The organism is Mesorhizobium amorphae CCNWGS0123 (assembly GCF_001686985.1).
GTDB lineage: Bacteria > Pseudomonadota > Alphaproteobacteria > Rhizobiales > Rhizobiaceae > Mesorhizobium > Mesorhizobium amorphae.
This window is the reverse complement of record NZ_CP015318.1, coordinates 1,767,439-1,779,782: the sequence shown is the minus strand read 5'-3', so window position 1 is coordinate 1,779,782 and position 12,344 is coordinate 1,767,439. Positions and strand designations below refer to the sequence as shown.

The 12,344-nt window shown below is 59.5% G+C and carries 10 protein-coding genes; 4 read left to right on the top strand and 6 right to left on the bottom strand.

From position 1 onward, the window contains the following. Positions 1-71 precede the first annotated feature (71 nt). The 3 genes from A6B35_RS08320 to A6B35_RS08310 form a co-directional block, all read right to left on the bottom strand. Entirely contained in the window at positions 72-2,633 is a 2,562-nt protein-coding gene (locus A6B35_RS08320; protein WP_040582356.1) for a cation-translocating P-type ATPase, read from the bottom strand. Positions 2,634-2,706: 73 nt separating this feature from the next. Further along, positions 2,707-4,344, bottom strand: coding sequence for an MBL fold metallo-hydrolase (locus A6B35_RS08315; RefSeq protein ID WP_006201056.1), 1,638 nt, complete (start codon positions 4,342-4,344; stop codon positions 2,707-2,709). 12 nt (positions 4,345-4,356) lie between these two features. Further along, a complete protein-coding gene (locus tag A6B35_RS08310) occupies positions 4,357-5,277 on the bottom strand; it encodes a universal stress protein (protein ID WP_006201057.1) in 921 nt (306 codons plus the stop codon). A 266-nt stretch (positions 5,278-5,543) separates the two neighbouring features. Here A6B35_RS08310 and A6B35_RS08305 point away from each other — a divergent pair, with 266 nt between their 5' ends. Then, on the top strand, positions 5,544-5,996 hold the full coding sequence (locus A6B35_RS08305; protein ID WP_006201059.1) for a pyridoxamine 5'-phosphate oxidase family protein: 453 nt from the start codon (positions 5,544-5,546) through the stop codon (positions 5,994-5,996). A 116-nt stretch (positions 5,997-6,112) separates the two neighbouring features. On the opposite strand, the gene A6B35_RS08300 is transcribed toward A6B35_RS08305, so the two are convergent. After that, positions 6,113-6,751, bottom strand: coding sequence for a NapC/NirT family cytochrome c (locus A6B35_RS08300; protein WP_006201060.1), 639 nt, complete (start codon positions 6,749-6,751; stop codon positions 6,113-6,115). Here A6B35_RS08300 and A6B35_RS37500 point away from each other — a divergent pair. Beyond that, entirely contained in the window at positions 6,730-7,224 is a 495-nt protein-coding gene (locus A6B35_RS37500) for a TIR domain-containing protein (RefSeq protein WP_139032189.1), read from the top strand. The two genes, A6B35_RS08300 and A6B35_RS37500, sit on opposite strands and share 22 nt — an antisense overlap. A gap of 176 nt (positions 7,225-7,400) precedes the next feature. Next, entirely contained in the window at positions 7,401-9,014 is a 1,614-nt protein-coding gene (locus tag A6B35_RS08295; protein WP_139032190.1) for a hypothetical protein, read from the top strand. Positions 9,015-9,616: 602 nt separating this feature from the next. On the opposite strand, the gene A6B35_RS08290 is transcribed toward A6B35_RS08295, so the two are convergent. Together A6B35_RS08290 and A6B35_RS08285 are read right to left on the bottom strand one after the other, a co-directional pair. Then, positions 9,617-10,129, bottom strand: a complete 513-nt coding sequence (locus A6B35_RS08290) for an OmpA family protein (RefSeq protein ID WP_006201064.1) — start codon at positions 10,127-10,129, stop codon at positions 9,617-9,619. A gap of 12 nt (positions 10,130-10,141) precedes the next feature. Further along, entirely contained in the window at positions 10,142-10,801 is a 660-nt protein-coding gene (locus tag A6B35_RS08285) for a L,D-transpeptidase (protein WP_040582358.1), read from the bottom strand. A gap of 507 nt (positions 10,802-11,308) precedes the next feature. Between A6B35_RS08285 and A6B35_RS08280 the strand changes: the two genes are divergently transcribed. Further along, a complete protein-coding gene (locus tag A6B35_RS08280; protein WP_244425893.1) occupies positions 11,309-12,055 on the top strand; it encodes a bestrophin-like domain in 747 nt (248 codons plus the stop codon). Positions 12,056-12,344: the final 289 nt, after the last annotated feature.

Here is a 12,344-nt window from a genome sequence, read left to right as displayed (position 1 = left end):
TGCATCGCTCGCGCATTGCGCAAGCTGGGCGTTCGCGCTGCTCGAAACCGCGGTCATACTTCCACCAGTAATCAGGCTTTCAGCCCCTCCCGCCAGAAATGTTTGAGGATCTCGAGGCAGACCAGCACTGCCAACCCAGCCGCAAACGTGACGGCGAGGTCGTCCAGATGCAGCGGTCCGAACTGGAAGAGGCCACTTGCGAGTGGCCAGACAAGTGTCCCGCCCAGCGCCGCAGCAACCACCACGACGACGAGAGCAAGCGATCTGTTTGGCCGGATTAACGCAGTAAGCAGCGACTCGCTGAACGTGCGGTTGACGAAAATAAGCCCAACGATCGTCAACACCAGCGAGAAGAACGTCAGGGCGCGAATCTCATTTTCCGGCATTCCCCAGTGCAAGGCGAAGAGGAAGATGCCCGCAACAAGCGCGAATGCCAGCAGGCCCTGCACAACGCTCCACGCGATCAACGAGCGCGAGAAGAGCGCAGCCTCCGGATCCCGCGGCGGACGCCTCATCGTGTCGTCTTCCTCGGTTTCTGCTTCAAAGACCAATGAGCAGACCGGATCGATCACCATCTCCAGAAAGGCAATGTGAATTGGCCCGAACAGGATGGGCAGCCCAAACAGCAAGGGAAGGAGGGCCAGCCCCGCGATCGGTACGTGCACGGCAAGAATGAAGCCCATTGCCTTGCGCAAGTTGTCGTAGATGCGGCGCCCCAGCCGGATGGCTTTGACGATTGACCCGAAGTCGTCGTCGAGGAGGACGATGGACGACGCCTCCCGCGCGACATCCGTGCCGCGACCGCCCATGGCAATGCCAATGCTTGCGGCTTTCAGCGACGGAGCATCGTTGACGCCGTCTCCCGTCATGGCGACAATCTCGCCATTGGCCTTCAATGCTCTGACGATTGCCAGTTTCTGCTCGGGCATAATCCGCGCGAACACCGCTGCGGTTTTTGCGCGAGCTAACAGGGCTGCGTCATCCAGTGTCTTGAGCTCTTCACCGGTGACGACATCGTTGAAGTCGAGCCCGGCCTCGCGGGCGATCGCTCTGGCGGTCGCGGGATAGTCCCCGGTGATCATGATCACTCTGATGCCGGCGGAGCGGCAATTGCTCACCGCATCCGGAACCCCTGGACGCAGGGGATCGGCAAGTCCGACGAGGCCCATGAATTCGAAATCGAAACCAGTCTGCTTGTCAGGCAATCGATCGCCGGCATGACTGGAACGCGCCACGCCCAAAACGCGGAGTCCTTCCGTCGCCATGGCGTCCACTACATCCTTGACCAACGCGACACGATCCGCAGGCAGACGACAGAGCGCCGCGATGGCCTCCGGCGAACCCTTGGCGGCAATCAGGCAGTCGCTGCCTTCAGCCGACGACTGCCAGGCATTCGACATTGCCAACAGTTCAGGACGCAACCCATAGGCGCGGGCCAATTTCCGATCAGCACTGTCCGCGCGCTTGGGCAATCGTTCTTGCGCAAGTTTGTGAAATGCCCTTTCCATCGGATCAAAGGGAATCTCGGCACTGGCAAGCACGCCGATTTTGACCAACTCCCAAAATGCCTCCGGCATCTCTGTGTTTGAGTTGTTCAGCAGGCGAAGCAGTTTGCCATCGGGCGTTCTCAGTTCTGCAATTGTCATGCGATTTTCGGTCAGCGTTCCGGTCTTGTCGGTGCAAAGGACAGTTGCCGAGCCAAGCGTCTCGATCGCTGCCGCACGACGGGTGAGCACGCGCGCCTGCGAGATGCGCCAGGCGCCCATGGCCATGAAAATCGTTAACACCATCGGAAACTCTTCGGGCAGCATCGACATGCCCAGCGCGATGCCAGCAAGAACCGCATCAAGCCATCCTCCGCGCAAAACGCCGTAGAGCACGACGGCGAGAACGCTGACGGCGCCGCCGACCAGTGCGAAGATGCCGACAAGGCGTTTTGTTTGTCGCTGCAAGCGGGGTGCCTCGGTTTCCATGGTACTAAGCGATTGCCCGATCGCACCGATTTGGCTGAGCGGCCCGGTTGCCAGAACTTCGCCAATGCCTGAACCGCGAACGACGAGTGATCCGGAAAACGCGAAAGGCAGGTCGTCACCCCCCGGCCTGCATTCGGCTGGCAGATCGCCATCCCTGGCCGCAATCTTGCGTACCGGAACGGACTCGCCTGTCAGCAAGGACTCATCGGTCTGGATATCCCGGCTCTGGATGAGCATGATATCGGCCGGAACCCGATCCCCCTCGCCCAGCACGACCGTATCGCCGCGCACCACCTCGCGGCCCGCAATTCGCTTGCGTTCGCCATCGCGTATTACCAGGGCGCGCGGACTTGTCAGGTCGCGCAACGCCTCGAGGACACGCTCCGTCCGCGCCTCCTGAACAATGGTAATCCCCACAGACAAGGTGGCAAATGCAAGCAGGATCAACGCCTCCTGGAGATCGCCAAGAAGCAGATAAACGCTACCTCCACCCAACAGCAGGGCAAGCATCGGCTCGCGCATGACCTCGATAGCAATCCGCAACGACGTCCGGCGACTGGACCTGGGCAATTCGTTGAACCCTTCGGTGGCAAGCCTTGCCTGCGCTTCGGCCTCGCTGAGGCCGGGCATTGCAATAGTCGATGAAGCGGATCGAGACATTTGGCCTTCTTCGAGTCCCAGCGTGCTGCCTTGCACTTGCTGTATGACGAGAATTGAATTCAAAGATGCGCGATTAGCTTTCGTCACTTGCGAAGGCACCATGTGCTGGCGCGTCCAGCGCTCGGCGCATCCGTCTTATGATTGCAGCGCGACCCCGTTCGTCGGCCGCGGTGTTGACGGCCTCGGTGACGTCGAGGAGAAGCTTTGAAAGATCGTTGTGCCAGTCGAGGCGGGCAATCTTTTCCGGCTTCAGGCGGCGCGGCTCGTTGGCGTCGACCGGCAAACAGCCGTGGGACGTCAATTGGAAAGCGTTATCCAGCTCCGGCATGATGATCTGGTCCGAAGGCATTGATCCTGCCAGCCGGCCGCTGAGGCCGACCAAGCCTTCTTCTTCGCCATGCGTCAGGAACACCGTCTGCTTGACCGGAGTTCGAGCCAAGGCCCAGGCGACGAGTTCGCTTGCGTCGGCATGGCCGGAGTAGAGATCGAATAGACTGATGCGGGCCTTGACCTCCACCTCTTCGCCCTGGATGCGCACACGCTGCGCGCCGTCGAGCAGTATTCTACCGAGCGACCCCTGAGCCTGGTACCCGGCCATCATCACGGTGGCGTTCCGGCGCCAGAGGTTGGCTTTGAGATGATGGCGGATACGCCCAGCGTCGCACATGCCGCTGGCGGCGATCACGACGAAAAAGCCGGTCAGGCGGTTGATCGCCTTGCTTTGCTCGATGGTTTCGGTGAAGCGCAACTGGGGTGAACTGAGAGCCTGACGCAGAACGTCGCCATGCTCGATGTCGTCGGCATGTCTTTCGAAGATCGTGCTGGCGCGTGTCGCCAGTGGCGAGTCGACGAAGATCGGAGCAGTCGGCACCTCTCCCGCTTTCATGAGCAGGTAGAGGTCTACCAGCAATTCCTGTGTCCGCTCGACGGCGAAGGAGGGAACGATAAGGGGGCCATTCGCCTCGGCAGCGCTGCGCACCACGTCGCCGAGCATGGATCGCCGCTGTTCAGGCGAAACGTCCGGGCGGTCCCGGTCGCCATAAGTCGATTCGCAGACGAGATAGTCGACACCGGCCGGGCCCTCGGGGTCGGTATGCAGCAGCTTGTGGCCGGGTCCGATATCGCCTGAAAACAATATGCGCATCGGTGTGTTCTGATGTTCCAGGTCGATCTCGAGCTCGACCGAGGCGGAACCGAGCAGATGGCCAGCGTTCCAGAAGCGGGCCCGAAGACCCTCGGCGACGGTGGTCCATTCGCCGTATCCCAGAGCCCGAAACAGCGTCATACACGCTGCAGCATCCTTCTGCCTGTAGATCGGCTCGACCGGCGCCCGCCCACGCTGCGCGTTGCGGCGGTTCAGCTGCTCAACCTCCATTTCCTGGATATGTGCCGCATCCGGCAACATGACCGAGCAAAGATCGATTGTAGCTCGGGTCGTGTGGATTGGCCCGGCAAAACCCTGCTTGACCAGTTTTGGCAGAAGGCCGCTGTGGTCGATATGCGCGTGCGTCAGGATGACGGCGTCAATCGCGTCCGGCGGGAACGGAAACGCGCCGTAGTTCAAAGCCCGCTCCGACTTCGATCCCTGGAAGAGGCCGCAGTCGACGAGAATTCTCGCGCGTGGTGTTTCGATCTCGTAGCAAGAGCCGGTAACGCCGTGGGCTGCGCCGTGGAAGCGCAAGACAGGATCCGTGTCGCGATTGACGTTCATGGCACTCATGCCCTAGTGCGATAGGAGAACGGGCAGGCGCAAATCCGAGAGAATGCCTTCTGTCGCCCCACCGAGGACGAAGTCCCTGACGCGCGAATGACCGTATCCACCCATCACCAATAGTTTGCCGCCGATTTCGAGGGCATGCTCCTGGAGAGCAGTGGCGATAGAGCGACGCCCCGCCTGAATTGATGCGGCTTCGGCCGCCAGACCGCGCATCCTCAGGCCTTGCGCAAGGCGTTCACCGATGTCTTGTCCCGGAAGCGGCTTTTCGTCCGTCACGGTCACAACCGTGATCATCGAGGCACGCTCCAGAAACGGTTGTGCATCAGCAACAGCCCGTGCCGCTACGCGACTGCCATCCCAGGCGATGACGATATGGTCAAGGGCACCGATTTCCTTGGTGTCAGGGAGCAGCAGGGTCGGCCGACCCGATCCGAATACGATCGCCTCGGCCGTCATTCGCGCCGTCTGGTTGTCCGAAGCCCATCCGACCAGGCAGACATCGAAATAGCGGCCCTGCGCCGCCGCTGTATCCCCAATAAGGGCCGGTGGCGCGGCCAGCTCCTGTGTCGTCAAGCTCACTTCGCCCTGCAATGCTTCTTTTGCAACTGTTTCCAGCAGGTTCTTGCCGAACTTGCGACTGGTCGCTTCGGCCTCCCTGATCTTGTTGGGAAGATCGAGCAGGTAGCTCGACAGAGCGTTTGAAACGTCGGGAATGTCGACATTGATGGCGGCCGCGTGCAGCGTCGCTCCAATATGCTTGGCGACTGCGACTGCATTCGACGCGATCTTTGGTGTGTTCGCCTCCGGGTATGTCGCCAGAGACAGAGATGCCATTAGCTTCATCAGATTCGCCTCCTTTGCGGCGGGGTCGAGCCACTGGATGCCAGCGCTTGCGACATCTGTGGAGGCAGTGGACGGCGTGCGCATTGATTCACCGCAAATGCTGTCGTCCGTCGGCCGGGGAATTGAGGTTGCGTACGCACGCTCGCTGAGTCCGCCTCAGTTATGCTGAATGTCGGCATTTCGCGGCGCTACCGCTGGAGTCGCAGAGCGGGCCCAACTGATTTGCGTTTCGTTCCGCCAGCAAACGCTGCCGAGGCACTTTTGCCCGCCATTGCGTTGATGTGCGTCAATGCGTGGCGGTCTACGGCCCCTACTATGACCACGGTCAGCAATGACGTTGGAGACAACGGATGAACGAAGAGATCAGGAACAAGATCGAGACGCTGTTGGATCAGCATCGGGTCATGACGATTGCAACGCTAAGGCCGGACGGCTGGCCGCAGGCGACGACCGTTGGCTACGTGAACGAAGGCCTTACCCTTTACTTCCTCTGCGGTCTGGAAAGCCAGAAGGCCGCGAATCTGGCGCAAGACGATCGGGTGTCCTTGACCATCGATCACGACACGCCACAGGTGATGGAAATCACCGGACTTTCCATGGCGGCGCGCGCGCAGGCGGTGGCAGACCGGGCCGAAGCGGAAAAGGTCCTACGGATGCTGCCGCTGAAATATCCGGAGCAAGTCTCGCTGCCAGGCCCGATGCCGACGCCGGAGCAGGTGCGCATATTTCGCGTGATGCCTACGGTCATCTCCGTGCTCGACTATTCCAAGGGCTTTGGCCACGCCGAACTCGTCACTTGCTGAGCACGCTCTTCCCCAAAACAACCTTTGGGTTGTGCGGGCGAGGCCCGCAAAGTCTATGCATTCAGACCTGGCGGGCTGACGATCCCTCTGGCTTTGTTGGTGACCTGTAGCCTTCGTTAGCGCCCGGGATGATAAACCGCTATCAAACGCTCGAGTTCGTCGATGGCAGACGACTGTGGAAGCTTCTCGCCCTGGAGTTCCGGCGGCACCCTCCAGCCCGGATCGACGCCCTCCATATTCGGCAGCTCATGCGCGATGCCTTTATGACAGTCTATGCACGTCGCTTCGCCTGAAAGCAGGTAGCGCGTATGGATTTCGGCGGCCCGCACAGTCTGCTTCGACAGGTCCATGGCGACCGACGAATGGCAGTTGCGGCATTCAAGGCTGTCGTTCGCCTTCAGCCGCGCCCATTCGTGCTTGGCAAGATCGAGACGCATGTTGAGAAACTTGCGCCGTGTGTCGATTGTCCCGAATATCTTTCCCCAGACTTCCTTTGAAGCCTGCATCTTGCGCGCGATCTTGTCGGTCCATTCGTGCGGCACATGACAGTCCGGGCAAGAAGCGCGGACTCCGGAACGGTTGGAGAAATGGACCGTCCGCGTCAGTTCTTGATAGACGTTGTTCTCCATCTCGTGGCAGGAAACGCAAAATTGCTCAGTGTTGGTCAATTCCAGCGCGGTATTGAAAGCGCCCCAGAACATGATGCCGCCAACGAAACCGCCAAGCGTCAGGAATGCGAGAGCAGTGGTGGGCACGCGCCGTGGAGTTAATCACTGCTAGCGACCGAGTTGTTTTCATCGCGTCGTCGGTATCCGTGAAATCGAAGATCTGCGCCGACGAGCTAACAGAGGCCGACCGGCAGAAAAAGGCTATCCTTCCGATCCTCGTGGGTAATATTGAATGGCATCAGATACCGGCATATGTGTCGCGGATCCATGGCCTACGCCTCACAAGTGGCGACGCAGGGGCGGCGTCAGCCGCTCTGCTTCAGCTAAGCAAAGCCGTGGTTACCAATCTATCGTGGGTTCGGACGAACACTCGTTATTTCGAAGAAGCGAAGCGTTGGGAGGCTGGCGGTCGCAAATCCGCGGAGCTATTACGTGGGCATCGCCTCAGTAACGCGCGCAAGTGGATCGCCGCGCCGCCACCTAGGGGCGAGCTCGTTCACGTCCGTTTGCTGTGGCGGCGGTCGCAGGCATCCTGTTGTTTGCTGCGGTCGCCGCCCTAATTTCGATCTTTTACAGCGCCGACGCGAGCCTTAACGCTACGCGTGTCGCACTCATTGGCAACAATCTAAGGCAAGTCGAAAGGGCTTTCCTCACTTGGGCTTCCGCACCACCAACGGAGATCATCCCGAGTCCAGCTAGTGCTGAGACCTTGGCGACGGAGATATTGGATTATGGATTGATCGCCAGCGAGACGCAAATGCACTTCAAAATGAAGAGTGGCGAGCGACTAGCCTACTACAACTACCAAGACGTAAAAATCCAAATCACAGGCAAGGCCATCTACGCGCTTTATCCCATCACGCAAATGGTGAATGCTGGCGTTTCAGAGGATGAAATCGCCAACTCCTGGATCATTGTAGTTTGCTCCGTTGACGGAAAATCATGCCAGCAACGCCGGATCGACGCAGACCCGGGCCATGACCTCCATCTCGTAATAGATGGAGAACGGGCGCTTGTCGCGGATCTGGATATGTCGGCGGGTCACAGCCAACGATCGGCGACTGCCAGCGCGATAGTTCTCGGAAATGCACTCGACCTGATCCCCGACGACTCTGCGGCTTCACCTCGTAAATTGGTAGGCGACTCCGACAACTATATTTTGTCGACAGCTCCCCTGCTCGTTCGTGCGGAAGAATCCGCGCAGGCTAGTGCCGAAGCATTCTTCTCAGATGAGACCGTTACTGGCGGGTCATGCGGTCTTGATCGGGCTACCTGCGTCATACAGTTCGCAACCGACGCGCGCGCGAGCACCTATCGCTTTGAACAATGGACTTACCAGAAAGACGAAAATCTCGTTGACGCACAGCCGGGATGGCGGCAGCTCAACGGCGGCTTCTACGCTCCTTCGTTGTCACGGAACGTTCTTGGAATGAGCCGTGACGGTCGACTTATCGCCATTTCAGCCGACAACAAGGTTAACTTGTGGCTGGCGGCAAATGTCGCGGGCGGTTTCGACGCGGCCTGGAAGAGTTTTGATCTAGGTCAGAAGGTACTGGGTCTCACCTTTAACGCGGCCGGCACTGTCCTCCATGTGGCAACACACGACGGGCTGATAACGATCAACCTATATCCTCGTTTGGCTTGGCTCGAAGCAAGTGCCAGTTTGGAACCTCCAGCGATTGTTGAAGAAGACTTCGAAACTTTGGCTTTGCTGGGCGGACAAGTTGAGGCCCGACCCTCTGGCTGTCTGGTACAATTTTCCGTGGCGGGCGCCCACGGGAAGGCGGCACACTATGAGCTTCCAGGTTGCGACAAAGGGGACGAAGCCCATGTTGCGATGATTGCCGACGGCAAGGCCGCTTCTGTGGTGGCTGCATACGTCTTCGATGCCAACTCCGCTTACAATGCGTTCGCCGTGGGAGTGCGCCTCGAAGGGGGGGCTGTCTTGGTCCATACGTTACCGACGCCGAAGAACGCAAAACTAACATACTCTGTGCACGAACACGTCGGTTCAAGTGGCACCCTGTTCGGGCAAAATGAGTTGATGCGTTATGTCGTCAGCGGCGGAAATATCGCTGCCACAAGCATCCCGTACTCCGAAAAGGTTGCCGCTCTTGCCGACCCCAGTCACCGCCGCTACGCTAGGAGAGTTCGAGCCGACACTGCCGCCATCGCCGGTCCAGATCGTCATATGGTGTGCCTGCGGGATTACCTTCTAGGTCATCCATCCCCGAGGCATCTCCCCGTCTCGGGCATGTTCGCTATGGCAATTGAAAGTCAGGGAATTCGCCGAGAGACCCGACACCTAACAGAGCGTGAGGAGCTCTGGGTGGCATTGCACCCGCGTTAGGCACTCAGGCATTTATTTGGTGCCGGAAGGCGGAAGTGGAAGGTCTGCTTTCTGCGAGAATCATCTCAAATTCGGACGGATCGGTTGCGGCCCATTTCGGTCATTCGAGAACTGGCGACGGATGACCGCTTTTGGCCAAGTTGAGACTTTTGGTGCCCGGACGCAAAAAGCAAGTGTTTGTTCTGCAACGGCGATCTCCCTCAGCCGCATGTGCGTTGCAATTGTCATACAATGTGTGATACACCCCAACCAAGTTGAGTGGAAATTCTCTAACAAAATCAATGTCTATTGGAGCAAGGGGACCAATCCGCCTCTGGGCACCATTTTTTCAAACTGAAATCGCCAAGCTATTCGACTTTCTCAATTTTGCGCGAAATGGCCTTAGCTCGCACACGACGATCGATATGGATTCGCACCATTCTAGGTCGAATTCGGCCTATATTGGCTCGGAGCTGCTTTGCTCGCCTATACGTACAAGGTCATTCGCTACTCGGAGGATGATCCATGATCCTCTTCAAATCGCCTACGCAATGGGGCGCAAAGCAGCCATGCCGTCGTCGCGTTGTGAGACTCTGATTTGGTGACAAGCAAAACAGCAGCCCCTACGACTCGTCCCTCTCATCGCGCAAATTAGACACAACGCGGCGGTTCTGCGACCTGCAGGCGGTGTTGGGGCAGTCGCGGACGAGCCTGTCCTTGCCGTAGCCCTTGGCCCACATGCGGTTGCGGTCTATGCCGCCGGCGGCGAGGTAGTCCATCACCGCATCGGCGCGCTGCTGCGACAGCGCTGTTTCGCTTGCGCCGGGATCGTCGGCGAAACCCTGCAGCTTGAGCAGCCAGCGCGGATGCTTTGACAACCAGGCGATCTGGGTGTCGAGGGTGGCCTTGGCGACAGAATCGAGCGCGGCCGAACCCTGCGTGAAGTAGGTGCGGCGGCCGACATTGAGGATAAAATCCTCCTCGCTGCCCGGCTGCACGTTCTGGAAGGCGGCAATCTCGGCGTTGGTGACGTCGGGCGTGGACGGGGCCAGCGTGTTGCTGGTCGAGCAGGATGCGGCCAGCACCAGCAGGCCGGCGGCGAGCAGCCGGCGCGTGTTTTCAATCATGCGGTTCATGAGGCGCGCCAATCATTCGACAGTGGTGGAAGCGGGCGCCTGGTCGGCGATGTGCGGCAGGACCTCCACCGCGGTGCCGATCGGGCACCGCTGGTAGAGGTCGATGATGTCTTCCGGAAACATGCGGATGCAGCCGCTGGAAGCGTCGGTGCCGATGCTCCATGGCTCCAGCGTGCCATGCAGGCGGTAGCCGATGTCGGCGCCGTCGCGGTACAGATAGAGCGCGCGCGGCCCGAGTGGATTGTCGGGCGCGCCGCCTGCGATCATGGGCGGTAGGTCCGGCCTGCGCTTAAGCATTTCGGGGGGCGGAACCCACTGCGGCCACAGCGCGCGGCGGTCGATCGTCGCGCGACCGTACCATTTGAAGCCTTCCTTGCCTACGCCGACGCCGTAGCGGATGGCTGTCTTGTTTTCCATGATGAGGTAGAGGAAGTGGTGGCGGGTATCGACCACGACGGTGCCGACCGGCTCGCTGCTGAAATACTTGACGATCTGGCGATGCCATCTCTTGTCGATCTTGGCGAAGTTGGTCTTGCGATAGACAAAATTGTTGTCGCTGGCGGTACCGGCGAAAAAGGATTTTGCCGTCGCGGCTTGAACAATATTGCCGGTTGCACCGACCGCGACCAGCGCCAGGCCGCTGAGCACGACACCCCTGCGTGATAAAACCATCGGCAATCCCCATGCCTTAAGTCTGGCGGAGCATAGTTGAGAATTATTTCGCCTCAAAGTGGAAAATGCTGCAGTTAGCCGGTGTTTTCGCCGTGTCACATCAACGTTTAGGCCTCGACGCTATCCTGTCACAAGGGTCGATCTTGACCCAAATGTTACGCTCACCTGTCACCGGGTGGTTACGTCACGCAGGAGTATTCCCTAAGGTGCCGCGATGTCGACTTCGCGCCTCTTCCCGGCCAACCTAATCGTACAATCAACGGACTCAAGGTTGGGTGCATTAGCAGCTTCATCCTCTAGCACCACCATCTCGCCGTTCTGACCTAGTTCGATGACCACGCCGCTGGCAGCCGTGCGTAGAGATTGTTGACACGACGGAAGACTGTGGCATTGCCACGAGTGGAACTACGGCCCTACAAACGCCTGCCGACGAATTCTCAGGATAGGGCAGGCGATACTATGAGTGGCTGGTTGCATACTCTTCCACTCGCTTGGATGGCTCTCGTCGTGTTCGGGGCCACCTATATCGTCGCGTTCATCTTGCACCAAGGCATCGCCGCTCTTTCTGCGGGCTCGACGGCGCGGTCATTCAAGGCGCTTTCGCCTGGCATGCTGCCGCCGCTCGGTATCATCTTTGGCTTATTTGTGGCGTTCACCGCGGCTCAGGTCTGGAGCGACAGCGATCACGCCAATGCGGCAGTCAATCGCGAGGCCAGTGCATTGCGGTCGGTCGTGATTTTGGCGAGCAGCTTTCCCGGGGAGCCCGAGGCGCGCTTACGGACGCTGGTGCGCAGCTATATTGAGGAAACGACGAGCCAGGAGTGGCCGCTGATGGCCGAGAGCGCGGCGACCCTCACCATAATCCCGCCGGCGCTTAACGAGGCGCTGCGGACGACGCTGGCTTTGACGCCAAACAATCCCGGCCAGGAGATCGCGCAGCGCGAGATTACGAGGTGGCTTGAAGACGCCTTTGAGGCGCGTCGCCAACGGATTCTCGTCAGCTCCGCACAAGTCAACCCCACGAAGTGGGCCTGCCTGATCCTGCAAGCCTTCTGTGCTCTTCTCGCGATCGCGGTCGTTCATAGTGATAACCGAATGGCATCGGCGATCGCTCTTGGAAGTTTTGCGACCGGCGTGGCGGCATCCGTTCTCTTGATTCTCGCCCACGACCGGCCCTTCACGGGAGAGATCGCAGTGTCGCCGCAGCCGTTGCTGCAAGTTATGCCGGAAGCCAAAGCGGGCGGCGGCGAATGATACAGGTAGGAGTGCAGAGACGGTAGATTCCCACTTCGGTGTGGCGCTGGCGACCATGACTGTTTTCGGGATCATTTTGACAGTCCGCGACGAGACCGCTTCGCGGCACTGAGGAAGCTGAATGCCAATGTCAGCAATTGGTGCAATCAAGACGTCCGGCCCTGTCGCTGGCCACGTCTGCTTTCAGGCATCGGTTAAGCCAATCTCTTCGGCCGACATGAGGCGCGAAGCGGACATTCGGGTCCGCTCCCCTCAGGGCGTGCCAGTCGCGCCCGCGGCGAAAGCCATT

Coding starts and splice junctions, on each gene's coding strand:
- A6B35_RS08320 (WP_040582356.1), bottom strand. CDS start 2,633: ATGTCTCGATCCGCTTCATCGACTATTGCAATGCCCGGCCTCAGCGAG.
- A6B35_RS08315 (WP_006201056.1), bottom strand. CDS start 4,344: ATGAACGTCAATCGCGACACGGATCCTGTCTTGCGCTTCCACGGCGCA.
- A6B35_RS08310 (WP_006201057.1), bottom strand. CDS start 5,277: ATGCGCACGCCGTCCACTGCCTCCACAGATGTCGCAAGCGCTGGCATC.
- A6B35_RS08305 (WP_006201059.1), top strand. CDS start 5,544: ATGAACGAAGAGATCAGGAACAAGATCGAGACGCTGTTGGATCAGCAT.
- A6B35_RS37500 (WP_139032189.1), top strand. CDS start 6,730: ATGCGAGAGCAGTGGTGGGCACGCGCCGTGGAGTTAATCACTGCTAGC.
- A6B35_RS08290 (WP_006201064.1), bottom strand. CDS start 10,129: ATGAACCGCATGATTGAAAACACGCGCCGGCTGCTCGCCGCCGGCCTG.
- A6B35_RS08285 (WP_040582358.1), bottom strand. CDS start 10,801: ATGGTTTTATCACGCAGGGGTGTCGTGCTCAGCGGCCTGGCGCTGGTC.